Source organism: Sphingomonas sp. (assembly GCF_017744835.1).
Classification (GTDB): Bacteria; Pseudomonadota; Alphaproteobacteria; order Sphingomonadales; family Sphingomonadaceae; genus Sphingomonas.
On the sequence record NZ_JAGIAM010000001.1, the window covers coordinates 819808 to 846634 of the forward strand.

Here is a 26827-nt window from a genome sequence, read left to right on the forward strand (position 1 = left end):
CTCCCTGAAAGGGAGGGGTTGGGGGTGGGTGCGCGGTGCAGCCGCGCTCGTTCGTTCGCCGTTGAAGTGCCGGACGGGGCATCGAGCCCCGATCGACACTGGACCCATCCTTTCAGGGAAGGGAATTCTAGTTCTGGCGCTGCTCGCCTGCGCCCTTCCGGCACAGGCACAGACGGCGCTCCCGGCCGACCAGGCGGCGATCAAGGCGCATGTCCAGTTCCTCGCCTCCGACGCGCTGCGCGGGCGCGAGGCGGGGACGCCGGACCATGACCGCGCCGCCGAATATGTCGCCGCGAAGATGCTCGCCGCCGGGCTTCGTCCCGCAGGCGAAAACGGCAGCTGGTTCCAGCCGGTGCGGCTCACGCGCTACCAGCCTGCGGACAAGCCGCGCTGGACGCTGACGCGCGGCGGCAGTGCGATCCCGCTCCAGTTCGGCATCGACTTCATCAACGGCGCAATCCCCGCCACGCCTGCGTTCGCGGCGCAGGGCGGGATCGTCTTCGCCGGCTATGGGCTGGTCTATCCCGCCGAGCAGATCGACGATTATCGCGGGCTCGACGTGAAGGGCAAGATCGTCGCGATCCTCGGCGGGCTGCCGGCCGACATCACCGGCGACGTCGCTGCGCATCTCGCCGACGACGACCAGAAGGCACGCTTCGCCGAGGCGCGCGGCGCCAAGGCCGTGATCGTGCTCGAATCGGCCGAGCGGCGGGCCGAAATGCCGTTCGAATCGATCGTGCCCTTCTGGAACTATCCGCGCTGGGGCTGGGCCGGACCCGACGGGCGCCCGAACATGATCGCGCCGGGCGCGCCCGTGGTCGGCTATCTGGGCCAGACGGGCGCGGAGAAGCTCTTCGCAGGCTCCGCGATCCGCTGGCGCGACGTGCTCGCCGCCGAGCGCCACGGCACGCCGATGCCGCATGGCGCGCTGCCGGGCACGCTCGCGGTGTCGAGCCGGACCAACGTCAGCGTGCGCCAGTCGCGCAATGTCGTCGGGCTGCTCCCCGGCTCCGATCCCGCGCTCGCGAGCCAGTATGTCGTGCTCTCGGCACACCTCGACCATGTCGGCGTCGGCCAGTCGGTGCATGGCGATTCGATCTACAATGGCGCGATGGACAATGCCGTGGGCGTCGCGATGGTGCTCGAGGCGGCGCGCGCGCTCCAGGCATCGGGCAAGCGCCCGCGCCGCTCGATCCTGTTCGTCGCACTCACCGCCGAGGAAAAGGGCCTGATCGGCTCGGACTATTTCGCGCATCATCCGACCGTGCCGCAGGGCTCGCTGGCCGCGAACATCAACCTCGACATGCCGATCCTCACCTACAAGCTCGAGGATCTGGTGATCCTGGGCGGCGAGCGGTCGAGCCTGGGGCCCGCGCTCACCGCCGCAGCGGCGACCGAGGGACTGAAGACCGTCCCCGACCCCGAGCCCGAGGAGATGTTCTTCGTCCGATCGGATCATTACAGCTTCGTCCAGTCGGGCATCCCGGCGGTGTCGGTCGACACCGGCCCCGGCGGCGAAGGGCTGGCCGCGCAGCGGCTGTTCCTCGACAACCATTACCACAAGCCCTCGGACGACATCTCACTACCCTTCCACTGGGATTCGGCCGCACGCTATCTGCGCGTGATCACTGCCGGCGCGCGCTCGATCGCCGACGCGCCCGAGCGCCCGCGCTGGAACAAGGGCGATTTCTTCGGGGTCCAGTTCAAGGGCTATGGCGCGGAGTAGCGGCATATGCGCCTCTTCGTCTTCGGCCTGGGCTACACCGCGTCGCGCATCGCAGAGCGGCTATCCGCCCAGGGCTGGCGCATAGTCGGGACGACGCGCGACAGCTTCCTCGACCATGACCGCGTGGCCTTCGAAGTCGCGCACGCCACGCACATCCTGTCGTCCGTGCCTCCCGGCGAGGACGACCCCGTGCTGGCGACCTATGGCGAGGCGATCGCCGCCAGCGGCGCCGCGCTCGCCTATCTCTCCTCCACCGGCGTCTATGGCGACACCGGCGGCGCCTGGGTCGACGAAAGCGCGCCCACCGGCACCGGCCGCCGCAGCGCGCGCGCCGAGGCCGACGCCGCCTGGCTGGAGATGGGCGCCCGCGTCTTCCGCCTGCCGGGCATCTACGGCCCCGCCCGCTCGCCGCTCGATCGCGTGCGCGCCGGCCAGGCGCAGCGAATCGACGTGCCCGGCCAGGTGTTCAGCCGCATCCATGTCGACGACATCGTCGGGGGCGTGGTCGCCGGGCTCGACGCGCCGCCGGGTGCGTACAACCTCGCCGACGACTGTCCCGCCCCGCAGAGCGACGTGGTCGCCTATGCCTGCACGCTGCTTGGCCTGCCGGTGCCGCCGCTGGTGCCGCTCGACGCCGCCGGGCTCAGTCCGCAGGCGCGCGCCTTTTATTCGGAGAACCGCCGCGTCGCGAACGGCAAAGCGAAACGGGTGCTCGGCTGGCGCCCGCGCTACGCCGACTACCGGTTGGGCCTGCGCGCCTTGAGCGCAATCACCAGCCCCACCAGCACCAGCACCGCGCCGCCCGCCGCCAGCGCCGACCAGCGATAGCCCTCGAACAGGGTCGAGAGCAGCATCGCGATCACCGGGATCAGCACGCTGGTATAGGCCGCCTTGGCCGGCCCGATCGCGCGGATCAGCCGGAAATAGATGGTGAAGGTCAGCGCAGAGCCGAGCACCCCCAGGTACAGCACCCCGGCCAGATAGCCCCAGCGCATCTCGAACACCGGCGGCCCCACGGTAGCCGAGGCAAAGGTCGCGTCGGCCGCCGCGCCGATCAGCATCGCCCAGCCGAGCGCGCTCGCCATCGGATAGGCCCTGGCGGTGTCGGTCGCCTGCATCACGTTGGCGATCGAGGCCGAGAGCACGCCTGCCAGCGCGATGCCGATGCCCACCAGCGCCTGCTCGGGGCCCACCGGGCTCAGCCGCGCCTCATGGACGAAGAGCAGCGCCACCCCCGCCATCGCCACCGCCGAACCGATCAGCAGCTGGCGCCCCATCCGCTGGCCGAGGAAGACGCGCGCGAGCACGGCGTTGGGCACGAGCAGCAGCGCATAGACGATCGCCACCACGCCCGAGGTGATGTGCTGCTCGGCGCGATAGACGAAATTGAAGTTGAAGGTGAATTGCGCGATCCCCAGCCCGGCGGCGAACAGCCAGCCGCGCAGGTCGAGCCGCAGCGAATCGCGTCGCACCACCGCCCAGCCGAGCATCACCAGCCCCGCGAGCGTGAAGCGATAAGTCACCGACCAGCTCGGCGGCACCACCGCGAGCTGGTCCTTGATGACAAGCCAGGTCGAGCCCCAGATCAAGGTGACCAGCAGGAATGGGACCAGCACTTCCAGCCGGGCCGAGCGCGGCGGCGTCCGCTCGATCGGCGCGGGGTCCTTCGGCGGGGCTATGGTGGTGATCCGCCTCACAGCCGCGCGATCGCCTCCGCCAGCGGCCGGATCGCGTCCTCGGTCTGGTCCCATGACGTCACCAGCCGCACTTCGCCCGGCGCCCAGTCGTAGAAGTCGAAGCCCAGCGCGCGCAGCCCTGCGGCTTCCTCCGGCATCACGCGCAGGAAGACTTCGTTCGCCTCGACCGGATGCACCAGCCGCTCGCCCGCCGCCTGGCCGAGCAGCAGCGCCCCGGCGTTGGCCGCGCGCGCATTGGCGAGCCACAGATCGCCTTCGAGCATCGCGAGAATCTGCGCGGCGAGATAGCGGCCCTTGGACAGCAGCAGCCCCGCGCGCTTGCGCCGCCGCAGCGTGTCCTCGGCCAGCTCGGGTTTGAAGAACACCAGCGCCTCGGCGCTCATCCCGCCGTTCTTGACGAAGCCGAAGCTCAGCACGTCGACGCCCGCGCGCCATGTCACCTCCGCGGGCGCGCAGCCGAGATGCGCCACGGCATTGGCGAAACGCGCCCCGTCCATGTGGAAGCCCAGCCCGCGGGCACGCGCGATCTCCCCGATCGCCGCCACTTCGCCGGGCGCATAGACCAGCCCATATTCGGTCGCGTTGGTGATCGAGATCGCGTGCGGCTGGACGCGGTGGACGTCGTTGGCGATCAGGTCGAGCACCTGGGCGACGCTCTCGGGGGTCATCTTCGCCCCTTCGCCCTCGGCGATCATCAGCTTGGCGCCGTGCGTGTAGAATTCGGGCGCGCCGCACTCGTCGTTCTGGATGTGCGCGTCGCGGTGGCACACCACGCCGCCCCAGGGCGGGCACAGCGCTGCCAGCGCCAGCGCATTGGCCGAAGTCCCCGAAGGCACCCAGATCGCGCGGACCGCGGTCCCGAACAGGTCCGAAAAGGCGCCGTCGAGCCGCTTCGACCATTGGTCGCCGTCATAGGCGGTGTCGAGCCGGTTGGCCTCGAGCATCGCCTGGATCACTTCGGGGCAGACAGGAGCGGCATTGTCCGAGAAGAAGCGCATGCCCGACGCATTGCGTCCCGCGCGCGCCGAGGTCAACCGAGCCGCGCGCCTCGCATCCTCCCCTCGGCGGGGAGGATGGTCGCCTTATCGCCAGGCCCCCGGTCCGCCGCCCCTGCGCGGCGCGTCATAGCCGCGGCCGGGAGGCGGCAGCGCCTGCTCGTCGTCCTCGTCATCGGCCGGGGGGCCCTGCTCGTCCTCGGGGATCACTTCGCGCGGGCGGATCACTTCGGTGTCGATCCCGCTGCCGCCGACGAAATCCTCGACGCCGTTGAGCACTTCGTCGAGCGTCATCGCATTGTCGTCGGGCTCGGCGACGGGAGGGGGCGGCGGCAGGCTGATGTCGAGCGCGCGGACCATGAAGTCGCGCCAGATCCGCGCCGGCAGGCCGCTCCCGGCCAGCCCCGGGTTGGGCGAATTGTCGTCATTGCCCAGCCACACGCCCGCGACCAGGTCGCCGGCATAGCCGATGAACAGCGCGTCGCGGCTGTCCTGCGTGGTACCGGTCTTGCCGAAGGCGGGGATCGGCAGCCGCGCGCCGTGTCCGGTGCCCGCCTCGATCACCGTCGAGAGCATCGAGCGCAGATCGTCGAGCTCGCCCGCGCCATAGCGCGTCGCGCCGCCCAGCCGCAGCGCCAGCCAGTCGTCGGCGGCCTCTTCCTCGTTGAGCCCGCGCGGGCGCACCGGATAGCTGCCGTTGGCGACCGAGGCATAGGCGGCCGTCAGCTCAAGCAGCGACACGCCCGACGTGCCCAGGCCGATCGACGCCTCGTTGCTGATCGGAGTCGAGATGCCCAGGTCGCGCGCCGCGCGGATCACCCGGCCGACGCCGATCTGCGCGGTCAGCCGCGCCGCCACCACGTTGCTCGACTTGGCGAAGGCCTGGCGCAGCGTGATCTTGCCCGCATAGCGGCCGTCGCTGTTCTGCGGCGTCCAGTCGCCGATCGTCACCGGCGAATCGTCGACGATCGTGTCGGGCGTCATCCCCGATCGCAGCGCCGCCAGATAGACGAACAGCTTGAAGGTCGATCCCGGCTGGCGACGCGCCTGGGTGGCGCGGTTGAACGGGCTGTCGCGATAGCTCTTGCCCCCCACCATCGCCACGACGCGCCCGTCGGGCCGCATCGCGACCAGCGCGACCTGCGACTGGCGCAGCCCGGCCGCCGCGACCGCGCGATCGGCAGCGCGCTGGATCTTGGTCTCCAGCGTGGTGCGCACCGTCTGTTCGGTCGAGACGCCGCCGGCGCGGTCGCGCGCCTGGGGCAGCACCCAGTCGGCGAAATAGGTGCCGTTGGGCAGTTCCTTGGTCTTGCTGACTCGCAGCACCGCAGGCCGCACGCGCCGCGCCTCGGCGTGGGTGAGCAGCCCGGCGTCCTCCATCGCGCCGACGACGAGCTTCTGCCGCTCGCGCGCGCCCTTGAGGTTGCCCGTCGGCGCGAGCCGGCTCGGCGCCTGGACCAGCCCGGCGAGCAGGGTCGCCTGGCTCACGCTCAGATCCTCGGGATCGGTGCTGAAATAGTGCCGCGCGGCGGCGCGCAGGCCATAGACATTGTCGCCGAAATAGACGTTCGACAGATAGCGCGAGAGGATGTCCTCCTTGGACAGCCACGCCTCGAGCCAGAAGGCGATCAGCACTTCGCGCATCTTGCGCGTGATCGTGCGGTCCTGCGTCAGGAAGGCGTTCTTGGCGAGCTGCTGGGTGATCGTGCTCCCGCCCTGCGAGCCCCCGCTCGACGTGACGTTGTGGATCACTGCGCGCAGGATGCCGCGCGGATCGACGCCGAAATGGTCGTAGAAGCGCCGGTCCTCGATCGCGATGAAGGCGTTGCGCACGTGCTTGGGCAGCTTGGCGGCGTCGACCGGCCCCGCGATCACCGCGCCGCGCCGGGCGATCGGCGTGCCGTCCGATGCCAGCAGCGTGATCGACGGCGGCGCCGGCGGCTGGAGCGACTTGGAGAGCGGCGCCGTGAACGCCAGCCAGCCGACCGCGAGCACGAACAGCACGATCAGCGCGCCGATCGCGCGCGTCACCCAGCGCCAATAGTTCCGGCGCGGAGACTGGGGCAGGTCGGCAGGCTCGCCCTCGCCCGCCACGCCCAGGCCCGGCTCCTCGGGAGGCGGCGGCGGAGGCGCAGCCTGGCGCTTGCGGAACCAGCCGCCCTTCTCGCGCTCGGGCGCCACGCCGCCGGTCAGCTCGAGCGGGGCCTCGCCGCTGCGCCAAAGCGGCGTCACGCGCGCCTCGGCGGCCGAAGCCGTTGCCGGTTCGGGCTCGAAGCCGGCCTGTCGCCGGAGGGGAAAGCGAACGTCGCTGGGTTCGCGGGACATTGGCGGCAATCTCTAACTCGTTGAGGTGCCGAGGGGAAGCGCGCCCCCGGGCACCGGAACAATGGCCGCCCCCTGTCCCCGGGGCAGCAGCGCTCGGCCCCGGCAGATAGGAAGCCTTGCCCTCGATCGAAAGGCTCCCACGGCTCCGGGCTTTACCCTAGCTGCTGTGTTAGCGCAATAACACGGCTCAAGCTTCGAGCTCGATGTCCCAATAGAGCCAGTCGCGCCAGGTCTCGTGGAGATAGTGCGGGGGGAAGCTGCGGCCGTGCTCCTGGAGCTGCCAGCTCGTCGGCCGGATCGGCTGGATGTGGAGCGGCATTCCCGCTTCCCGGGGCGTGCGCCCGCCCTTTCTCAGGTTGCACGGCGCACAGGCAGTGGCGACATTTTCCCAGGTGGTGCGCCCGCCCTGGGCGCGGGGAATGACATGGTCGAAGGTGAGGTCGCGCTGGGTCCCGCAATATTGGCAGGAGAATTTGTCGCGGAGGAACAGGTTGAAGCGCGTGAAGGCAGGAAAGGCGGAGGGTCTTACATATTGCTTGAGCGCGATGACCGAAGGAAGCTTCAGCCTCGCGGTGGGACTTCGCACTTCGCGCTCGTAATAGGAGACCACGTCGACACGATCGAGGAAGAGCGCCTTGATCGCCGTCTGCCACGGCCACACGCTCAAGGGATAATAGCTGAGTGGAGTATAATCGGCGTTCAGGACAAGCGCTGGGCAACTGTCCGGATGTCGGATCAGATCGGGATGATACATACGCTCCCTCGCCCTTTTGTGTTGCCCCGCCTCTCGCCGATCAGCGTGACACGGGCATGACAGCACAGGCCGCGACTCGTGGTCAAGGGCCGGTTTTGCGATGGTGAGCACCCGATTCGCGCCCAGCCCCACCGGCCGGCTTCACCTCGGCCATGCCTGGTCCGCGATCCAGGCGCACGACTATGCCCGAACGCGCGGCGGGCGCTTCCTGCTCCGCATCGAGGATATCGACGGCACGCGCAGCCGGGCCGAGCATGTCGAGGCGATCCTGCGCGACCTCGAATGGCTGGGGCTCCGCTGGGACGGCGAGGTCGTGTTCCAGTCGCAGCGGCTGGGCCTCTACGAGGCCGCGCTCGACCGGCTGCGCGACATGGGGCTGATCTACCCCTGTTTCTGCACCCGCGCGGACATCGCCGCGAGCCTCAGCGCCCCGCACGGGCCCGCGGGCGCGCTCTATCCGGGGACGTGCCGCGGGCTCGAAGCCCCCGATCTTTCGCGCCCGCACAGCTGGCGGCTCGACGTGGCGAAAGCGCTAGCTTCACTCCCTCTCCCCGCCGGGGAGAGGGCAGGGGCCCGCGCCGAAGGCGTGGGAAGGGAGAGGGGCAGTGCCGAGCCAAGTGCCCCTCTCCCTTCCGCCGCTTCGCGGCTCCCTCCCTCTCCCCGGCGGGGAGAGGGATTGTTCTGGCACGACGACTTCGCCGGCTGGGTCCGCGCCGACCCGCTGTCGCACGGTGACGTGATCCTCGCCCGCAAGGACGCCCCCGCGTCCTATCACCTCGCCGTGACCGTCGACGACGCGGCGCAGGGCATCACCCATGTCGTGCGCGGCATGGACCTGTTCGCCGCGACGCACGTCCACCGCCTGCTCCAGGCGCTGCTCGGCCTGTCGACCCCCTGCTACCGCCACCACGCGCTGCTCATGGGCCCGGACGACCAGCGGCTCGCCAAGCGCCACGGCGCGCCGACGCTCGAGGCGCTGCGGCTCGCCGGCGAGGACGGCCGCGCGCTCGCCGATCGCCTGCGCGCCGGCCAGCTCCCGGTTGGCTTCGCCTCGGCAAAGGCGTAAACGCCGCCCATGAACCTCTTTCTCGTCCTGCTGCTCGTCGCCGTCATCCTCGCGGTGGTCGTCGTCCTCATCAAGGGACTGGTCAACATGGCCCAGACCACCCAGGCCGACCTGGAGGGCGAAGGCCCCAGCGACCGGGCGATCCGCTCGAACAAGCTGATGCAGCAGCGCATCCTGCTCCAGGCCGTCGCGATCGGGCTGATCGCGGTGATCCTGCTCTTCGCCTCGGCCGGCAGCTGAGGGCGATCCCGTCGGCGCGCCCGCCATGGTGAAGCTCAACAAGATCTACACGCGCACCGGTGACGCCGGCACCACCGGGCTGGTCGATGGCTCGCGCGTATCCAAGGCCGATGTGCTGATGGCCGCCGTCGGCGATGTCGACGAGGCCAACAGCGCGATCGGCGCGGCACGCGCGGCGCTGGGGCCCGACAGCGCGCTCGAGCCGATCCTGTCGCGCATCCAGAACGACCTGTTCGATCTCGGCGCCGACCTCGCCACGCCCGCGACGATCGAGGGCGCGCTGCGCATCGTCCCCGCGCAGGTCGAGTGGCTCGAGGTCCAGATCGACGCGCTCAACGCCGGGCTCGCGCCGCTCACCAGCTTCATCCTGCCGGCAGGCAGCGCAGCCGCCGCCGCACTCCACCTCGCGCGCGCTGTCGTGCGCCGTGCCGAGCGCGCCGCGGTGGCGGCACGGGCCGGCGCGCAGCCGCTTGCCTATCTCAACCGCTTGTCCGACCTTCTCTTTGTCGCCGCGCGCGTGGTAAACCAGAACGGCTCCGGCGAAGTGCTGTGGGTGCCAGGGGCATCGCGCTGACCTGATTGCTCCGCTTGACGCGCAGGGGATGCGCGGCTAGGAGAACAAAATGCGAACGGAAACGGGCATCCCTTCGTCTTGCAGCGCGCTCGCGGCACGGTTCGCCGCCGTCCGCGCGCTGAGCGAGGCGCTCGCCGCGCCGCTCTCCGACGCCGATGCGACGATCCAGTCGATGGACGACGCCTCGCCCGCCAAATGGCACCTCGCGCACACGAGCTGGTTCTTCGAGACCTTCGTGCTGCGCGACCATCTTCCCGGCTACCGGCTCCATGACGATCGCTGGCCCTATCTGTTCAACAGCTATTACGAGGCCGAGGGGCAGCGCCACGCCCGCACGCGCCGCGGCATGCTCTCGCGCCCAAGCCTCGCCGAAGTGCTGGCGTACCGCGCGCACGTGACCGAAGCGCTGATCGACGCCCTGCCCGTCCTCCCCGGGGCGGCGCTCGCCCTGGTCGAGCTCGGCTGCAACCACGAGCAGCAGCATCAGGAGCTGCTCCTCACCGACATCCTCCACCATTTCTCGGCCAATCCGCTCGAGCCCGCGCTCTGGCCCGCCGCGCCCAAGGTGCCGGTGGCGATGCCCGGCCCGATCGGCTGGATCGAGGGCGCCACGGGCAGCATCGAGATCGGGCATGGCGACGCAGGCTTCGCCTTCGACTGCGAGGGGCCGCGCCACGCGGTGCTGCTCCATCCGCATGCGCTCGCCGACCGCACCGTGACCAATGGCGAATGGGCGGCGTTCATCGCCGACGGCGGCTATCGCGACCCGCGCCTGTGGCTGGCGGACGGCTGGGCCTGGGTGCAGGCGAACCGGATCGAGGCGCCGCTCTATTGGGAGCAGCAGGGCGGCGTCTGGACGCGCTTCGGGCTCGACGGCCGTCGCGCGATCGATCCCGCCGCGCCGGTAACGCATGTCAGCTTCTACGAGGCCGACGCCTATGCGAGCTGGGCCGGCGCGCGGCTGCCTACCGAATTCGAATGGGAATCGGCGGCCGCAGGACACGATCCGCTCGCGGGCAACCAGCTCGATCGCGCCGGCCCGGTCGAGCCGCGCCCCTCCTCGGGCGGTCCTGCCTTTTTCGGCGACGTCTGGGAATGGACCGGCAGCGCCTATCGCCCCTATCCGGGCTTCCGCACCGCCGAGGGCGCGGTCGGCGAGTACAACGGCAAGTTCATGAGCGGCCAGTTCGTGCTGCGCGGCGGCAGCTGCGCCACTCCGCGCGGCCATGCCCGCGCCACCTACCGCAACTTCTTCTATCCCCACCAGCGCTGGCAGTTCACCGGCGTACGCCTGGCGAAGGATCTGTGATGCTCAAGCAGGAAGCCGAGGACGGCCAGTCCGGCCTTGCCGACCCCCATTTCCGCGCCGATGTGCTGGGCGGGCTCGCCGCGCGCCCGCGCGCCATCCCCGCGCGCTGGTTCTACGACCGCCGCGGCTCCGAGCTGTTCGAGGGGATCACGCAGCTCCCCGAATATTATCCCACGCGCACCGAGACGGCGCTGCTTCTCCAGATCGCGCGCGAGCTGGCCGCTTCGGTGCCCCCCGGCGCCGCGGTGATCGAATTCGGATCGGGCTCCTCGACCAAGACCCCGCTCCTGCTGCGCAGCATCGCTCCGGCCGCCTATGTGCCGATCGACATTTCTGGCGATTTCCTCCGCGCTTCGGCCCGCGCGCTCGGCGAGCGCTTTCCGGACTTGCCGATCCTGCCGGTCGAGGGCGACTTCCTCCGCCCCGTGCCGCTTCTCGCCGAGGTCTCCGAAATGCCCAAGCTCGGCTTCTTCCCGGGCTCGACGATCGGCAACATGAACGCCTGGCACGCCGTCGACCTGCTTCGCGCGATGCGCGCCTGGCTCGGCGAAGGCGCGCGGCTGCTGATCGGGATGGACCGGGTGAAGGGGCCGGAGGTGCTGATCCCCGCCTATGACGACGCCCAGGGCGTCACTGCCGCCTTCAACCTCAACCTGCTCGCGCGCATCAACCGCGAGCTCCGCGGCACCATCCCGCTCGACGCCTTTCGCCACCGCGCGATCTGGAACGCCGATGCCGCGCGGATCGAGATGCACCTCGAGGCGACCCGCGACGTGCAGTTCGAAGTCGAAGGCCGTCCCTTCGCCATCGCCACAGGCGAGACGATCCACACCGAGAACAGCCACAAATACGGCCCCAACGGCGGCCGCATGCTGCTGCGCGCGGGCGGCTGGACGCCGACCGCCGAATGGACCGACCCGCAGGGGTGGTTCGCGCTGGTGCTGTGCGAGGCCCAGCCGATCCGCTCGGCGCCCTAGGGTTGTTTTTCAGCTTCGCTGAATCGGCGCCGGCCCGCTCCCCCACCCGGCCACCCAACGGCAGTATCATATGGGTGGCCGGGTTGGGGGAGCCGGTGCCGCAATCGTTTCAGCTTCGCTGAAACAGACTCAAGGCTATCGGGAGTCCGCCTCCGCCCGCCACACGCGCAGCCAGTTGATCGATCCGCGGCACTCGCCCATCGCGCGCGCCTCGACCAGCCGGAACATCGTTCCGTCCCACACATATTGCTCGGACGATCCGCAATCGCCGATGCCGCGCCCCTTGGCGAAGCTCGCGAGCAGCCCGAGCTTAGGATCCCAGTCGACATTGACGAGCATCGGCGGCCCGTCGGGGCTCATCCCCGGCCGCATGTCGAACTTCGCCAGCGCAAAGCGCCCGCCCGAGAGGATGAACGGCACGGTCGAATAATTATACGCGCCCGCCCCGCACGGGATCAGCGCCAGCGTCTTGCCGCCGCCGAGCGCATAGGTCTCGACATCGGGTGCGGGCACGCCGGTGCCTTCGTACAGCCCGTCGCAGTCCGACGCCTTTTCCATCGCCGCGCGCATCGCCTTGCTGACCGATGCAGCCGTGCCCGAAGGCCGGATCGCGGCGATCCTCGGCGCCGGCGGCGCGGCGGGGACGGAGACCGCCGGCCTCGGCCCCTTGGCGACGAGCGCGGTGACCGTGCCCGCACGCCCCTGCTCGGCGTCGAAATAGCGCAGCGTCGCGGAGATGCCCTTGAGCGAGGCCTGGCTGAGCGGCTTGCCGTCGCCGGCGCGCATCGTCATCGCCTGCCCCTTGAGCATCGCCTCCGCCAGTTGCAATGCCGCGGCGTCGCGCACGATGACGCTGGGGCCGCCCAGCGTGCCCGACGACACCGACTTGCCGTCGATCTCCAGCCGATAGCTGCCGCGATATTCGGCGTCCGGCGTCACTTCGATCTCCAGCGCGCCGCCGGGTCCCGCCTCGCGCGTGATCGCGATCTGCGGCGGGTTCTCGATCTCGTCGCTCGCCGAGAGCGACGCCGCTTCGCAGAAGCGCAGATTGTCGCAGGCGACGGCCCAGTCGCCGAACGTCTTGACCTCGGAAGGGGTGGCGGCGGCCTGGGCCGCGGCAAGGAGTGCGAGCATCAGCATGACGCGAGGCTATCCGATCGCCGGACGAAACGATAGGACAGCTCCGACATCGGGAGAGACGGAATGAAGACGGTTGGCGTGATCGGTGCGGGGCAGATGGGTGCGGGAATCGCGCAGGTCTCGGCGCAGGCGGGCTATCGCGTTCTGCTCGCCGACGTCGACCAGGCACGCGCCGAAGCAGGCAAGGCCGGAATCGCGAAGCAACTCGCCCGGCTGGTCGAAAAGGAGAAGATCGCCGCCGCCGACGCCGAGTCCGCGCTCGCCAATATCGAGCCGGTCGCCGACGTCTCGGCGATGGGCGCGTGCGAGCTGGTGATCGAGGCCGCGACCGAGCGCGAGGCAATCAAGCGCAGCATCTTCGAGGCCGTCGGCAAGGTGCTTGGCGCGCAAGCGATCCTGGCGAGCAACACTTCGTCGATCCCGATCACGCGCCTCGCCCAGTCCTCGCCCGATCCCGCGCGTTTCATGGGCGTGCATTTCTTCAACCCGGTCCCGGTGATGGGGCTGATCGAGCTGATCCGCGGCCTCGCCACCTCGGACGCGACCGTCGCCGCGGTCGAGGCCTTCGGCCAGTCGTTGGGCAAACGCATCGTCCATGCCAACGACGCGCCGGGCTTCATCGTCAATCGCGTGCTGATGCCGATGCTCAACGAAGCATGCTTCGCGCTCGGCGAAGGCGTGGCCACCATCCCCGACATCGACGCCGCGTGCCAGCTCGGGCTCAACCATCCGATGGGGCCGTTCACGCTGGCCGACTTCATCGGGCTCGACACCTGCCTCGAGATCACCCGCGTGCTGTTCGAAGGCACCGGCGACCCCAAGTTCCGCCCGGCGCCGCTGCTGGTGAAGTACGTCGAGGCCGGCTGGTACGGCCGCAAGACCCGGCGCGGCTTCTACGATTATTCGGGCGCCGAGCCGGTCCCCACGCGCTGATCAGCCCTTGGGCTCGGCGAGCACGATCAGCGAGAGCCCCGGCGGCATCGGCATGCGGCCGACCAGGTGCCGCTCGATCCCGAAGATCGCCTCGAACGCGGCGTTGAGCGGCTTGGCGGGGGGCGAATCGTCGCTGTCGTCCTTGCCCATCAGCTTGCCGGCGAAGCGCGCCGCCACCGCCACCGGAAAGAGCAGCGAATTGAAATAGCCGAGCTTTTTCCACCCCAGCCCGGCCTTGCGCAGCGCTGCAGTGAGCGTTGCCTTGGAATAGCGGCGCTTGTGGTGGTTCACCACGTCGTGCGCGCTCCACATCCATTGGTGCGCGGGCACGGTGATCAGGATCTTGCCGCCGGGCTTGAGGGCACGGGCGATCGCCTGGAGCGCCGCGACATCGTCCTCGACATGCTCGACCACGTCGAGCACAGCGACCAGGTCATAGCTCCCGGGCTCGACTCCGGTCAGCTCGGGCAGCGGCGACGTGCCCACCGGCTTGCCCAGCCGCTCGCTGGCCTTGGCCCCGGCGGTCTCGTCGATCTCGATCGCGTCGACCTGCCCGAACTGCGCGAGCATCGGGAGGTTGTGTCCCGTGCCGCAGCCGATCTCGAGGATGCGCGCATGCGCCGGCAGCGCGCCGAAGCGCATCAGATAGTCCGAGAGGATCTCGCGCCGCGCGCGGTACCACCAGTGCGTGGTGTCGTGCGCCGCCATGCGCTCGTAGACGATGCGGTCCATCTTATTTGAATACCAGATAACGGTTGAGAGCGAAGGTCACGAGCGGCGTCACCAGCACCACGGGGATCAGCGGCACCCAGGTCGGCTGGTGGAGCGGGCCGGTGCAGATCCAGGTGAAGCCGGCGTTCATCGCCATGCCCACCGACTGGACCGCGACGAACTTGGACTGGGTGCCCACCCCGCCTTCGGCCTCGTGCCCGCGAAAGCTCCAGCGACTGTGGAAGACATAGCCGAACACGACGGCGACCAGGAAGCCGGCGACCGAGGCGAGTACCGGCGGGATCGCATAGGTCGCGAGCGGCCAATAGACCGCGGCATAGACCAGAGTGGAAAGCCCGCCGACGATGGCGAAGCGGACGAGCTGACCCAGCACGCCGCTTTCCTTCAGGCCTTCGACACGATTAAGTAACGCCGCCACGATCCCTTGCCCTCGCGCAAGCCGCCGCCCTAATGCCGGGATCGAAGCGAGGGAAGCGATTTTGAATCTTCAGACGATCCGCAATTGGCGGCCGGACCGCGAGCTCGACAGGCACTGGCTGACGTGGATGCTCGTCTGCTGGGCGGCGATCGTCGCCTGGTTCCTCGTCCAGCGCCACGGCAACATCTATTGGCTCGTCCTCGGCGACACCGACGACAATATGCGGCTGATGCAGGTCCGCGCGCTGCTCGCCGGCCAGGGCTGGTACGATCTGCGTCAGTACCGGCTCGATCCCGCGATGGGCGGCTTCGACATCCATTGGTCGCGCTTCGTCGACTTGCCGATCGCCGGGCTGATCCTGCTGCTCAAGCCGTTCCTCGGCCAGGCCGAGGCGGAAAAATGGGCGTGTGGCATCGCGCCCTTGCTTCCGCTCTCTGTCGCGATGACCGGGCTGGTGCTCACCGTCCGCCGGCTGGTGGCGCCGCACGCCTGGCCGCTCGCAGTGCTCGGCCTGCTCGGCTGCACCTCGACGCTCGGCATGTTCGTGCCGATGCGGATCGATCATCACGGCTGGCAGCTCGCCTGCCTTGCGATGACGGTAGCCGGCCTCGCCGATCCCCGCCGCGCCCGCGGCGGCGCCACCGTCGGGCTTTCGAGCGCGCTCTCGCTGACGATCGGGCTCGAGATGCTGCCTTATTGCGCGATGGCCGGTGCGATCATCGCGCTGCGCTGGGTGTGGGAGGCAGGCGACGCGCGGCGGATGCAGGCGTACGGCTTGGCTCTCGGCGGCGGCTCGGCGCTCGGCTTCGCGCTCTTCGCCTCCGAAGCCAACCAGGCGATGCGCTGCGACGCGCTCACCCCGGTGTGGCTCTCGGTGATGGTCGCCGCCGGCGCGCTGCTGTTCGCGCTGTCGCTCGCCAGTCCTCGGCAGCGCTGGGTGCGGCTGGCGCTCGCAGCCGCCGCGGGCGGCGTGATCGTCGCAGGTTTCGTCGCCTTCTTCCCACAATGCCTCGGCCGGCCCGAGCAGGTCTCGGACGAGCTCGCGCGCACCTGGCTCAACAATGTCCGCGAGGCACGGCCGATCTATCGCCATCCGTTCAAGACCGGTTTTCCGATCGCGGCGCTGCCCGCGATCGGGCTGATCGGCGCATGCGTCGCCGCTTGGCGCGCGCGCCGCAGCGCCGCAGCGAGCGCCTGGGCGGCAATCGCGCTGTTCACGGCCTTTGCGGGCGCGATGCTGCTCTGGCAGATCCGCGCAGGCCCCGCCGCACAGATGCTGAGCGTGCCCGGCTCGGTCGCGCTGATCTGGCTGGTGGTGCCCTGGTTCCTGTCGCGCTCGTCGATGCTGCTGCGCGTGGTCGGGTCGGTCGCCGCCTTCCTTGTCCTCTCAGGGCTCTTCGCCGGGCTGCTGCTCCCCTATCTGCCGGGCGACAAACGCGGCAGCGGCGGTGGCGGCGGGGCCAACCGCGTCGCCCAAGCCAACGCCGCCTGCGCGCGGATGAGCACGCTGCTCCCGCTCAATATCGTGCCGCGCACGATCGTCTTCACCCATGTCGACATGGGTCCGCGGCTGATCACGATCACGCACCACGATGCCGTCGCGGGCCCCTATCACCGCAACGGCGACGCGATCCTGGCGGTGCACCATGCCTTCACCGGCCAGCCGAGCGGCTTCCGAGCGATCGCGGCGCGCCACCACGCCACGCACCTGCTGATCTGCCCGAACATGGCCGAGACCACCGTCTATCGCGCGCGCAGCCCCGACGGCTTCTATGCGCAGCTGCACCGCGGCCAGGTGCCCAACTGGCTCGAGCCGGTCGCCCTGCCGCGGAATTCGCCGTTCCGGCTGTGGCGGATCCGCTACGACCTGCCCGACGCGTCGGTCACTGCCCGGCCAGCGCCCGCCCCGCGACCAGCGAAGCCCTGACGCCGTCGATCACGAACTGGACCGCCAGCGCGCCGAGCAGCACGCCGAGCAGGCGCGAGACCACCGCCTCGATCTTGGCGCCGACCAGCCGCATCAGCGGTCCGGCGGCGAGCAGCGCCACCAGCGTCAGCGCCAGGATCGCGAGCATCGCGGCGAGCACCACCAGGGAGCGTTCCGCGCCGTCGCTCTGCGACATCAGCAGCATCACCGACGCGATCGAGCCCGGGCCCGCGATCATCGGCATCGCCATCGGGAAGATCGAGATGTCGACGGGCTCGCCCGACTTCAGCTTCTCCGCACGATCCTCGCGCCGCTCGGTGCGGCGCTCGAACACCATTTCGAGCGCGATCAGGAACAGCATGATGCCGCCGGCGATGCGAAAGGCGTTGAGGCTGATCCCCAGCGCGCGCAGCAGCACTTCGCCGAATAGCGCGAAGCCGAGCAGGATCAGCGCGGCGACCGTCACGGCGCGCACCGCCATCGCGCGGCGATGCGTCGCGCTGGTGCCGCTGGTCAGCCCGGCGAAGATCGGCGCGCAGCCGGGCGGGTCGATCACCACGAAGAAGGTGGCGAAGGCGGAGATGAAGAGCTCGATCATCGGCGCGCGCCGCCCCGCGCCATCAAAGCGCGTCCTCGTCGAGCGCGATATTCTCGCGGCGGTGCGCGGCGACCAGCGTGTTGCGCAGCAGGCAGGCGATGGTCATCGGCCCGACGCCGCCCGGGACCGGGGTGACCGCACCCGCGACCGAGGCCGCGCTGTCGAAGTCCACGTCGCCGACCAGACCCGCCTCGGTCCGGTTGATGCCCACGTCGATCACGGTCGCGCCGGGTTTGAGCCACTCGCCCTTGACGAACCCGGGCCGCCCCACCGCCGCCACGACGATATCGGCGTGGAGCAGATAGTGCGGCAGGTTGCGCGTGCGCGAATGTGCGATCGTGACGGTGCAGTTCCGCGCGGTCAGCAGCGCGGCCATCGGCTTGCCGACGATGTTCGATCGGCCGATCACCACCGCATCGAGCCCCGAGAGATCGCCCAGCCGGTCCTCGAGCAGCATGACGCAGCCGAGCGGCGTGCACGGCACGAACCCCGGAAGCCCCGTCGCCAGCCGGCCCGCGTTGACCGGATGGAAGCCGTCGACGTCCTTGTCGGGATCGATCCGCAGCAGCACTTCCTCGGCATCCAGATGCCCGGGCAGCGGGAGTTGGACGAGGATGCCGTCGACCGTCGGATCGGCATTCAATCGGTCGACCAGCGCGATCAAGGCCGCCTGGTCGGTGTCGGCGGGAAGCTTGTGCTCGAAGCTTTCCATCCCCGCCTCGCGGGTCTGCTTGCCCTTCGAGCGGACATAGACCGCGGAGGCCGGGTCCTCGCCCACCAGCACCACCGCCAGGCCGGGCGCACGCCCCGCCGCTGCGCGGAAGGCAGCGACGCCCTCCGCCACTCGGGCCCTCAGTCCCACCGCAAATGCCTTGCCGTCGATCAGTGCCGCGCTCATGGCCAGTCCCCATAAAGGCTGGCGGCGATCTCTGCCAGCTTCGTCGTTTCGCCGGTGATCCGCAGCCGCTTCAGCCGCGACGTCTCGCCCGAGACGAAGGCCACCGCGCGCTTGCCCACGCCGAAGCTCTTCGCGACCAGCGCGACCAGTGCTTCATTGGCCGCACCCTCCACCGGCGGCGCGGCGAGCCGGGCGGCGAAATGCTCCGCGGTTCCGGCGAGCAGCGCGTCGCGCGAGGCCCGCGGCGTCACGCGGACGGCGATCTCCAGCCCGTCGTCGCGCACCGTCCAGGCGGTGCCGGCCCGGCTCAGACCGGCAGGCCCATCGCCGTGCGGTAGAGCGCCGGCATCACTGCCTGCTGGATAACCAGCAGGATCACCAGCACCACCATCGGCGACAGGTCGAGCCCGCCGAAGTCGGGCAGGATGCGCCGGATCGGCCGATAGAGCGGGTCGGTGATCACCTTGAGCGCGCGCCAGACCGAGCCGACGAACTCGTTGTAGGTGTTGATCACGTTGAACGCGATCAGCCAGGACATGATCGCCTGGACGATGATGATCCACCAGATGACGTTCAGCAGGACCTGGAGGATGTCGAGGATCAGGATCAAACCCGGTTCTCCGAAGAAGGATGTTCTCGCCTAGATAGCGTGCGTGTCAGGCGTGGACCAGCGTGCCTGCGCCGCGCCGCGTGAAGATCTCGAGCAGCATCGCGTGCGGGACGCGCCCGTCGAGGATCACCGCCGCGTCGACGCCCGCCTGCACCGCCGAGACGCAAGTCTCGACCTTGGGGATCATGCCCCCCGAAATGGTGCCGTCGGCCTTGAGCGCGGCGATCCGCGCAGGGTCGAGGTCGGTCATCAGGTCGCCCGACTTGTCGAGCACGCCGGCGACGTCGGTGAGCAGGAAGAAGCGCTTGGCGCCCATCGCCCCCGCGATCGCCCCCGCCATGGTATCGGCGTTGATGTTGTAGGTATGCCCGTCGGCGCCCATCGCGATCGGCGCGACCACGGGGATGAAGCCCTGCGCCGCGAGCGAGCGCAGCAACACGGGATCGACCGCCACCGGCTCGCCGACGAAGCCCAGGTCGACGTGGCGCTCGATCCCCTGCAGCGGGTCGGGATCGCGCCCCTGCACCTTCTCGGCAGTGACCAGCCCCGAATCCTTGCCCGAGATGCCCACGGCCTTGCCGCCGGCCTGGCCGATCCAGCCGACGATCTCCTTGTTGATCGAGCCGGCCAGGACCATCTCGGCGATCCGCGCGGTCTCGGCGTCGGTCACGCGAAGCCCGCCGACGAACTGCGATTCGACGCCCAGCCGCTTGAGCATCGCGCCGATCTGCGGGCCGCCGCCATGGACGACGATCGGATTGATGCCGACTGCCTGGAGCAGCACCACGTCCTCGGCGAAATCGCGCGCGAGCTCGGGGTCGCCCATCGCGTGCCCGCCATATTTCACGACGAAGGTCGCCCCGGCATAGCGTTGCAGATAGGGCAGCGCCTCGACGAGCGTTTCGGCCTTGGCGAGCATCGCCGGATCGGGTGCGTGGTCGGTCATGCGCGCGCCTTTAGGGCAAAGTCGCAGCCAGCGCGAGTATGCGCTTCGAGAGCGCTCAGAGCGCCGGCCGCCGGTCGAGCGCGCGGCCCAGCGCGACGAACAGATAGATCATCGGCGGCACCAGCACGATCGAGAGCACCACCTTAGTGAGCATCTGGCCGACGAGCAGCTCGCCGATCGGGAAGACGCCGTAGAAGGCGATGGTCACGAAGATCAGCGTGTCCGCCACCTGGCTCAGCACGCTGGCGACCGCCGCGCGCAGCCACAGCAGCCGCCCGCCGCCCTGGCGCAGCGCGCTGAAGATGGTGACGTTGAGCAGCTGCGAGATGCCATAGGCCACGATCCCGCCCAGCCAGATTCGCGGCGTGCCCGACATCATCAGCGCAAAGGCCTCGCGCCGCTCGGGGTCCATGCTCGGCGACGAGGGAAGCCCCAGCACGAGCAACGAGAGCAGCACCGACGTGATCAGCGGCACGAAGCCGAACACCACCAGCTTGCTCGCGATCCCGCGCCCGTGGAGCTCGGCGACGGCGCTCGACACCGAGACCAGCAGCAGGAAGGCAAAGATGCCCGCCTCGACAGCCAGCGGCCCCACGCCCAGCCAGTTTCCGATCTCCGACACCGGGCCGAGCGACACCTGCTTGTTGCCGAGCACGCCTGCGATGCAGACCATGCCGCCGTAGAAGATCGAGAGGAAGAAGAGCGATCGCGTGATCTGGGGACGGGTTTCCATCGGCGGACGCTAGCGGCAAAGCCGCCGCAGAGACAAGGGGAGACAGGGGGCCCGCGCCTACGCACGAATCCTGCGCTGGCGCGATTCCAAGCAGCGTGTATGGTCCCGCCTTTCGCCGGAAGAGAGTCCGGCTTTGGGGCGCGACTGAAAAGCGGATGACTCACTTCCCGATCGGCATTCTGGGTATTTTGGCGATTCTCGGCATCGCCTTCGTTCTGTCGAACAACAAGCGCGCGATCCGGCTGCGCGTCGTCGGTGCCGCCTTCGCGCTCCAGGCGGGCATCGCGTTCCTGGTGCTGCGCACGGACTGGGGCCGCGCGGCGCTGCACGCGCTCTCCAACGGCGTCTCGGCGCTGCTCGGCTATGCCGGCGCCGGCACCAGCTTCCTGTTCGGCCCCCTCGCCACGCCAGAGCTCGGCGGCCAGAGCTTCGCGATCGCGGCGCTGCCGGTGATCATCTTCTTCGCCGCGCTGGTGTCGATCCTCTACCATCTCGGCGTGATGCAGTTCGTCATCCGCTGGATCGGCGGCGGCATCGAGAAGGTGGTGGGCACCACCAAGGTCGAATCGCTGTGCGCGGCGGCCAACATCTTCGTCGGCCAGAGCGAATCGCCGCTGGTGATCCGCCCCTATCTGGCGCGGCTCACGCCCTCGCAGCTCTTCGCGGTGATGAGCGTGGGCATGGCCGGCGTCGCGGGCACGATCCTCGCCGCCTATGCCAGCCTGCTCGGCCCGGCCTCGCTCCCCTATCTCCTCGCCGCCTCGTTCATGGCCGCCCCCGGCGGGCTGCTGATGGCCAAGATCATCATGCCCGACGAGATCGCGCCGGCAAACGGCGACCTGCCGCTCGGCGACGATGCCGAGGAGGAAGCGATCAAGGTCGCCGAGCATGATCTGGAGGAAGAGCGCGCCGCCAATCTGATCATGGCCGCGGCCACCGGTGCCTCGACCGGCGTCAAGATCGCGGTCGCGGTCGGCGCGATGGTGCTCGCCTTCGTCGCGCTCGTCGCGCTCGCCAATGGGCTGCTCGGCGGCGTCGGCAACTGGATCTACGGCCTCAGCGGCCATGCCGCCTGGGCGGCCTGGTTCGCCGACCTGAGCTTCCAGAAGATCATCGGCACGCTCTTCGCGCCGGTCATGTATCTGCTCGGCATTCCCTGGCACGAAGCGATCGAGGCGGGCGGCCTGTTCGGCACCAAGATGGTGCTCAACGAATTCGTCGCCTTCATCGAGCTCGGCAAGCTGACCGACCTCGGTCCGCGCACCGTCGCGATCGTCACCTTCGCGCTGTGCGGCTTCGCCAATTTCAGCTCGATCGCGATCCAGATGGCGGCGACCGGAAGCCTGGCCCCCAACCAGCGCCCGATGATCGCCAGGCTCGGCATCCGCGCGCTGATCGCCGGCAGCCTCGCCAACCTGATGAGCGCGGCGCTGGCGGGGCTGCTGCTGCCGTAGTCTCGCCACCAAAACTCCCCTCCCTGAAAGGGAGGGGTCGGGGGTGGGTGCGCGCGTCCGCGCGCTCAGGAAGACTCGAAGCGACCCGATGAAAGCGCCCCGCGAGGCATCGAGCCTCGCCCGGCGCTGAACCCGCCCTAGCCCCTCCCTGCAGGCAGGGAGGGGAATAGAGGTGAGAAGCTCACCCCTCCGCCACCTCGTGCCGGAAGGTCTGCGGCGAGACGCTGACTTCGCCCGAATCCTCGGAGCGATAGCCGAGCGAGGCGTGGCCCTTCACCGGGCCCGCGACGTCGGCGACCAGATAGAGCGGGCGGCGCTTGGACTCGACATAGAGCCGGCCGAGATATTCGCCGATCATGCCGAGCACGAACATCTGCACCGCGCCCAGCACCACCACCACCAGCATCAGCGAGGTCCAACCGGGGATCGCGCGGCCGATCAGCCAGCCGCCGACGATATAAAGCACGAGCAGCGCCGAGGCGGCGGTCAGCAGCAGCCCAACATGGCTGGCGAAGCGCAGCGGCGCGGTCGAGAAGCCCGTGATCGCGTCGAGCGCGAAGCGGATCATCTTGCCGAGCGGATATTTGGTCTCTCCCGCGTGGCGTTCGTGCCGGTCATAGGGGAAGGGCACCTGCTTGAACCCCACCCAGGCGACCATCCCGCGAATGAAGCGCGCCTGTTCGGGGAGCGACAGGAAGGCGTCGAGCGCGCGCCGGGTCATCAGCCGGAAATCGCCGGTGTCGAGCGGGATCGGCGTGTCGGTGATCCGGTCGAGCATGCGATAGAAGATCACGGCGGTGATCTTCTTGAAGATCGTCTCGCCCTCGCGCTTGCGGCGCACCGCATAGACCACGTCGGCGCCCTGGCTGCGCATCGCCGCGCGCATGTCGCTCAGCAGCTCGGGCGGGTCCTGCAGGTCCGCGTCGATGATCAGGATCTCCTCGCCCGCGCACAGGTCCAGCCCCGCCGTCAGCGCGAGCTGGTGCCCGTGGTTGCGCGAGAGGTTGATCGCGACGAGGCGCGGGTCGCCCTCGGACAGGCGCTGCATCACCCTCCAGCTCGCGTCGCGCGAGCCGTCGTTGATCAGGACGATCTCATAATCCTCGCCCACCGCCGCCTTGGCCGCCGCCGAGACGCGCGCGTGGAGCATCTCCAGGCACCCCTCCTCGTTGTAGCAGGGGACGACGATCGATAGCTTGGGCCGCTTCATAGGGCGGGGTGTCTAGCGCCGTCCGTGTTCGGCGTCGAGGCGGGTTGCCTCCCTCTCCTCCGGCTCCCACTCTTTCGTCATCCCCGCGAAGGCGGGGACCCAGGAATCACGAGCGATGTCCGCTGTGGCTCTGGCTCCCCGCCTTCGCGGGGATGACGATATGGTTATGCGGAGGTCAGCCCGCGTCCGAGGGCTGCGTCGTCCACCCCAGCCGCGGGATGGTGATCGAGCGCTTGCCGGCCAGGTCGACCCGCGTCACGAACAGCTCGCGGCTCTCGATATAGCTGAGCAGCCGGCGCACGCGGCCGAGCGAGCTGGTGCCATAGGTCGCGGCGATCTCGGCGTCGCTCGGGCAGGGCTCGCCTTCGCGCGCGGCGCGGGCGATCAGCAGGAACGGCCCCAGCATGTCATCGGGCAGCGCGCGCGCGGCCTCCAGCGCCTGTGCCCATTCCGCATCGGGGTCGCCGTGGATGCCCGCCCGTGCCGCCGAAAGCCGGCGGACGAAGCCTGACAGGTCGAGCGGCGGCCGCGCCAGCCCCACCATCCGGCAGCGCACCAGGAAATCCTGATAGAGCACCGAGGGCGAGCGATAGGTCGAGTCCGCGTCCTCGACGATGTCGCGCAGCACGTCGGCGATCCGGGCGGCGGCCTCTTCCGGCTCCATCTCGGGCGGCGCTTCGACGGGCGCCGGCGTCGAACGCGCGAGCGCCTCGATCAGCCGTTCGGATGCGGCCTGCGGCGCGACCTGCACCGGCGGCGGCGCGGGCGGCGTCCAGCTCGGCTCGGCGGGGGCGAGCAGCAGGTCCTTGAGGTCCTCGGTCGGCGCCTCGGGGAGCGGGGTGAGCTTGGGGCTCGAGCTGCGCGCGCTGGTCTCGACCGCGCCGATCTGCACCGACAGCGGCCGGCGCGACACCGCGGGGCCGAGCGCGAGGAAATGCCCGCGCTGCAGGTCACGGATCGATTCGGCCTGGCGCCGCTCCATGCCGAGCAGGTCGGCGGCACGCGCCATGTCGATGTCGAGGAAGGTGCGCCCCATCAGGAAGTTCGAGGCCTCGGCCGCGACATTCTTGGCGAGCTTGGCGAGCCGCTGGGTCGCGATCACGCCGGCGAGCCCGCGCTTGCGGCCGCGGCACATCAGATTGGTCATCGCCGAGAGCGAGGCGCGCCGCACGTCCTCGGCCACTTCGCCGCCGCCCGCGGGTGCGAACAGCTGCGCCTCGTCGACCACGACCAGCGCCGGATACCAATGGTCGCGCGGCGCATCGAAAAGCCCGTTGAGGAACGCGGCGGCGCATTTCATCTGCCCCTCGGCCTCCAGCCCCTCGAGGCTGAGCACCACCGAAGCGCGGTGTTCGCGGATTCGCGATGCGAAGCGGATCACGTCGCGCTCGCTATGCTCCGAAGCCTCGATCGCGAGATGGCCGTAGCGATCGCCCAAAGTGACGAAGTCGCCCTCGGGGTCGATCACCACCTGCTGGACATGACCCGCGGACTGTTCGAGCAGCCGGCGCAGCAGGTGCGACTTTCCCGAGCCCGAATTGCCCTGGACGAGCAGACGGGTGGCGAGCAATTCCTCGAGATCCATCGACACGGGCGCCCCACCCGTGTCCTTCCCCATTTCAACCCGGACCGTCATTCGCCCCTGCTTTGGCGGATCGGGGGCTTGGGGTTCAAGCTTCGAGTGGATCGGTCTGCCGAAAGCCTGTGGATGGAACGGCTCCGTCCGCCCCTATGGCCTCGACACCACCCCTTCGCCTTCCCTAACGAAGCCTCGTGCACGATCCGCTCGACATCCTCCGCAAGACCTTCGGCTTCGCCGATTTCCGCGGCGTTCAGCGCCAGGTGGTCGATCGCGTGATGGCGGGCGCCAACACCCTCGCGGTGATGCCCACTGGCGCTGGCAAGTCGCTCTGCTACCAGGTGCCCGCCCAGGCGCTCGACGGCACCTGCGTGGTCGTCTCGCCGCTGATCGCGCTGATGCACGACCAGCTCCGCGCCGCCGAGGCCGTGGGCATCCGCGCGGCGACGCTCACCAGCGTCGACGAGAATCGCGAGGAGACGATCGACCGTTTCCGCGCCGGCCAGCTCGACTTGCTCTACGTCGCGCCCGAGCGCGCCTCGAACGACGGCTTCCGCCGGCTGCTCGAAAGCACGCGGCTGAGCCTCTTCGCGATCGACGAGGCGCACTGCGTCTCCGAATGGGGGCACGACTTCCGCCCCGACTATCGCCTGCTCCGCCCACTGCTCGACCATTTCGCGCAGGTCCCGCGGCTCGCGCTCACTGCCACCGCCGACGCCCACACCCGCGCCGACATCCTCGACCAGCTCGGAATCCCGCAGGACGGGCTGATCGTCGCCGGCTTCGACCGGCCCAACATCCGCTATCTGATCAGCCCGCGCGAGAACACGACCCGCCAGGTGATCGACCTGATCGCCGAGCAGCCCGGTCCCGGCATCGTCTATGCCCAGACGCGCACCGGGGTGGAGAAGCTCGCCGAGAAGCTCGCCGCCGAGACCGGCCGCCCGGTGCTCCCCTATCATGCCGGGCTCGATCCGGCGGTGCGGCGGCGCAATCAGGCCGCCTTCGTCGCGTCCGAGGACATGGTGATCGTCGCCACCGTCGCCTTCGGTATGGGGATCGACAAGCCCGACGTCCGCTTCGTCGCCCATGCCGGGCTGCCCAAGTCGATCGAGGCCTATTATCAGGAGACCGGCCGCGCCGGACGCGACGGCGATCCTTCGGTCGCGCATCTCTTCTGGGGCGCCGACGATTTCGCCCGCGCGCGCCAGCGGATCGGCGAAGTCGAGCCCGCGCGCCAGCCGGGCGAGCGCACTCGCCTCAATGCCCTCGGCGCGCTGGTCGAGACCGCCGGCTGCCGGCGTCGTATCCTGCTCCGCCACTTCGGCGAGGACGCGCCCGAGAATTGCGGCAATTGCGACAATTGCCTGCACCCGCCCGCCGCGGTCGACGCCACCGTCACTGCGCAGAAATTCCTCTCGGCGGTGTTCCGCACCGGCATGATGTTCGGCGTCGGCTACATCGAGTCGATCCTGCTCGGCCAGTCGAGCGAGCGCAGCCTGATGAACGGGCACGAGGCGCTGTCGGTGTTCGGCATCGTCGACGGCGACGAAGCGGCGCTGCTCAAGCCGGTCGCGCGCGCGCTGCTGCTGCGCGATGCGCTGCGCGCCAATGCGCATGGCGGGCTCGAGTTCGGCCCCGGCGCGCGGCCGATCCTCAAGGGCGAGGCCGACCTCAAGCTGGTGCTGCCGCCCAGGCGCGAGCGCCGCAGCCGGCGCGGGCGGACCGGGGGCGACAATCCGGTCGGCAACCCGCTGTTCGAGGCACTGCGCGCCAAGCGCCGCGAGATCGCGCAGGAGACCGGGCTGCCGCCCTATGTGATCTTCCACGATTCGGTGCTGCGCGACATGGCGCTGAGCCGCCCGGCGAGCCTTGCCGAGCTCGGCCGCATCTCGGGCGTCGGCGCGCGAAAGCTCGACGCCTATGGCGCCGCCTTCCTCCAGATCATCCGCGAGGCCCCGCCAGCGAACTGACGGAGCCCCCGGG

At 69.8% G+C, this 26827-nt stretch carries 26 protein-coding genes; 11 read left to right on the plus strand and 15 right to left on the minus strand.

Annotated elements, in window-relative coordinates:
• Positions 1–28 precede the first annotated feature (28 nt).
• Both J7500_RS03815 and J7500_RS03820 read left to right on the plus strand, forming a co-directional pair.
• Positions 29–1726, plus strand: coding sequence for a M20/M25/M40 family metallo-hydrolase (locus J7500_RS03815; RefSeq protein WP_294060115.1), 1698 nt, complete (start codon positions 29–31; stop codon positions 1724–1726).
• Between the two features lie 6 nt (positions 1727–1732).
• Complete coding sequence (locus J7500_RS03820) at positions 1733–2554, plus strand: NAD(P)-dependent oxidoreductase (protein ID WP_294060116.1); 822 nt, start codon at positions 1733–1735, stop codon at positions 2552–2554.
• On the opposite strand, the gene J7500_RS03825 is transcribed toward J7500_RS03820, so the two are convergent.
• The 4 genes from J7500_RS03825 to J7500_RS03840 form a co-directional block, all read right to left on the minus strand.
• Positions 2464–3414, minus strand: coding sequence for an EamA family transporter (locus tag J7500_RS03825; RefSeq protein WP_294060680.1), 951 nt, complete (start codon positions 3412–3414; stop codon positions 2464–2466). The genes J7500_RS03820 and J7500_RS03825 overlap by 91 nt on opposite strands.
• 5 nt (positions 3415–3419) lie before the next feature.
• Entirely contained in the window at positions 3420–4421 is a 1002-nt protein-coding gene (locus J7500_RS03830; RefSeq protein ID WP_294060117.1) for a low specificity L-threonine aldolase, read from the minus strand.
• Between the two features lie 84 nt (positions 4422–4505).
• On the minus strand, positions 4506–6743 hold the full coding sequence (locus tag J7500_RS03835; protein WP_294060118.1) for a transglycosylase domain-containing protein: 2238 nt from the start codon (positions 6741–6743) through the stop codon (positions 4506–4508).
• Between the two features lie 187 nt (positions 6744–6930).
• Positions 6931–7497, minus strand: coding sequence for an HNH endonuclease (locus J7500_RS03840; RefSeq protein WP_294060119.1), 567 nt, complete (start codon positions 7495–7497; stop codon positions 6931–6933).
• A 100-nt stretch (positions 7498–7597) separates the two neighbouring features.
• Here J7500_RS03840 and J7500_RS03845 point away from each other — a divergent pair, with 100 nt between their 5' ends.
• The 5 genes from J7500_RS03845 to egtD are packed head-to-tail and all read left to right on the plus strand — an operon-like array spanning position 7598 to position 11663.
• Complete coding sequence (locus J7500_RS03845) at positions 7598–8563, plus strand: glutamyl-Q tRNA(Asp) synthetase (RefSeq protein WP_294060120.1); 966 nt, start codon at positions 7598–7600, stop codon at positions 8561–8563.
• 9 nt (positions 8564–8572) lie between these two features.
• On the plus strand, positions 8573–8803 hold the full coding sequence (locus J7500_RS03850; protein ID WP_294060121.1) for a twin transmembrane helix small protein: 231 nt from the start codon (positions 8573–8575) through the stop codon (positions 8801–8803).
• Positions 8804–8828: 25 nt separating this feature from the next.
• Entirely contained in the window at positions 8829–9377 is a 549-nt protein-coding gene (locus J7500_RS03855) for a cob(I)yrinic acid a,c-diamide adenosyltransferase (RefSeq protein WP_294060122.1), read from the plus strand.
• 49 nt (positions 9378–9426) lie between these two features.
• Positions 9427–10686, plus strand: coding sequence for an ergothioneine biosynthesis protein EgtB (gene egtB / locus J7500_RS03860; protein ID WP_294060124.1), 1260 nt, complete (start codon positions 9427–9429; stop codon positions 10684–10686).
• A complete protein-coding gene (gene egtD, locus J7500_RS03865) occupies positions 10686–11663 on the plus strand; it encodes an L-histidine N(alpha)-methyltransferase (protein WP_294060125.1) in 978 nt (325 codons plus the stop codon). The genes egtB and egtD overlap by 1 nt, the downstream gene beginning before the upstream one ends.
• 135 nt (positions 11664–11798) lie before the next feature.
• On the opposite strand, the gene J7500_RS03870 is transcribed toward egtD, so the two are convergent.
• Positions 11799–12803 (minus strand): DUF1176 domain-containing protein, encoded by a 1005-nt coding sequence (locus J7500_RS03870; RefSeq protein WP_294060126.1) that lies wholly within the window; start codon positions 12801–12803, stop codon positions 11799–11801.
• A gap of 63 nt (positions 12804–12866) precedes the next feature.
• Between J7500_RS03870 and J7500_RS03875 the strand changes: the two genes are divergently transcribed.
• Complete coding sequence (locus tag J7500_RS03875; protein ID WP_294060127.1) at positions 12867–13736, plus strand: 3-hydroxyacyl-CoA dehydrogenase NAD-binding domain-containing protein; 870 nt, start codon at positions 12867–12869, stop codon at positions 13734–13736.
• Here the strand turns inward: J7500_RS03875 and J7500_RS03880 are convergent, their stop codons facing one another.
• Both J7500_RS03880 and J7500_RS03885 read right to left on the minus strand, forming a co-directional pair.
• Positions 13737–14468 carry a class I SAM-dependent methyltransferase gene (locus tag J7500_RS03880; RefSeq protein WP_294060128.1) on the minus strand — a complete coding sequence of 244 codons (732 nt, stop codon included), beginning with the start codon at positions 14466–14468 and terminating at the stop codon, positions 13737–13739.
• Position 14469: 1 nt separating this feature from the next.
• Entirely contained in the window at positions 14470–14841 is a 372-nt protein-coding gene (locus tag J7500_RS03885; protein ID WP_294060130.1) for a GtrA family protein, read from the minus strand.
• 172 nt (positions 14842–15013) lie between these two features.
• On the opposite strand from J7500_RS03885, the gene J7500_RS03890 reads away from it, so the two are divergent.
• Positions 15014–16813 (plus strand): AcrB/AcrD/AcrF family protein, encoded by a 1800-nt coding sequence (locus tag J7500_RS03890; protein WP_294060681.1) that lies wholly within the window; start codon positions 15014–15016, stop codon positions 16811–16813.
• Here J7500_RS03890 and J7500_RS03895 read toward each other — a convergent pair.
• From J7500_RS03895 to J7500_RS03920, 6 genes are read right to left on the minus strand one after another with little or no spacing between them, the layout of a single operon-like run.
• Entirely contained in the window at positions 16770–17411 is a 642-nt protein-coding gene (locus tag J7500_RS03895) for a MarC family protein (protein WP_294060131.1), read from the minus strand. The two genes, J7500_RS03890 and J7500_RS03895, sit on opposite strands and share 44 nt — an antisense overlap.
• Positions 17412–17433: 22 nt before the next feature.
• Positions 17434–18309: a bifunctional methylenetetrahydrofolate dehydrogenase/methenyltetrahydrofolate cyclohydrolase FolD gene (folD, locus tag J7500_RS03900; protein WP_294060133.1), complete on the minus strand. Its 876-nt coding sequence runs from the start codon at positions 18307–18309 to the stop codon at positions 17434–17436.
• Complete coding sequence (locus J7500_RS03905) at positions 18306–18593, minus strand: DUF167 domain-containing protein (RefSeq protein ID WP_294060134.1); 288 nt, start codon at positions 18591–18593, stop codon at positions 18306–18308. Before J7500_RS03905 ends, folD begins: the two co-directional genes overlap by 4 nt.
• Positions 18594–18616: 23 nt before the next feature.
• The gene (locus tag J7500_RS03910) at positions 18617–18919 is read right to left on the minus strand and encodes a YggT family protein (protein ID WP_294060135.1); all 303 of its coding nucleotides are present in this window, start codon (positions 18917–18919) and stop codon (positions 18617–18619) included.
• 46 nt (positions 18920–18965) lie between these two features.
• Positions 18966–19865, minus strand: coding sequence for an acetylglutamate kinase (argB, locus tag J7500_RS03915; protein ID WP_294060136.1), 900 nt, complete (start codon positions 19863–19865; stop codon positions 18966–18968).
• 55 nt (positions 19866–19920) lie between these two features.
• Positions 19921–20598, minus strand: coding sequence for a queuosine precursor transporter (locus J7500_RS03920; RefSeq protein ID WP_294060137.1), 678 nt, complete (start codon positions 20596–20598; stop codon positions 19921–19923).
• Between the two features lie 155 nt (positions 20599–20753).
• Here J7500_RS03920 and J7500_RS03925 point away from each other — a divergent pair, with 155 nt between their 5' ends.
• Complete coding sequence (locus J7500_RS03925; RefSeq protein WP_294060138.1) at positions 20754–22052, plus strand: NupC/NupG family nucleoside CNT transporter; 1299 nt, start codon at positions 20754–20756, stop codon at positions 22050–22052.
• Between the two features lie 181 nt (positions 22053–22233).
• Here the strand turns inward: J7500_RS03925 and J7500_RS03930 are convergent, their stop codons facing one another.
• Together J7500_RS03930 and J7500_RS03935 are read right to left on the minus strand one after the other, a co-directional pair.
• A complete protein-coding gene (locus J7500_RS03930) occupies positions 22234–23262 on the minus strand; it encodes a glycosyltransferase family 2 protein (RefSeq protein ID WP_294060139.1) in 1029 nt (342 codons plus the stop codon).
• A 175-nt stretch (positions 23263–23437) separates the two neighbouring features.
• On the minus strand, positions 23438–24949 hold the full coding sequence (locus tag J7500_RS03935; RefSeq protein ID WP_367112968.1) for an ATP-binding protein: 1512 nt from the start codon (positions 24947–24949) through the stop codon (positions 23438–23440).
• An 86-nt stretch (positions 24950–25035) separates the two neighbouring features.
• Here J7500_RS03935 and recQ point away from each other — a divergent pair, with 86 nt between their 5' ends.
• Positions 25036–26814 carry a DNA helicase RecQ gene (recQ, locus tag J7500_RS03940; protein ID WP_294060142.1) on the plus strand — a complete coding sequence of 593 codons (1779 nt, stop codon included), beginning with the start codon at positions 25036–25038 and terminating at the stop codon, positions 26812–26814.
• Positions 26815–26827: the final 13 nt, after the last annotated feature.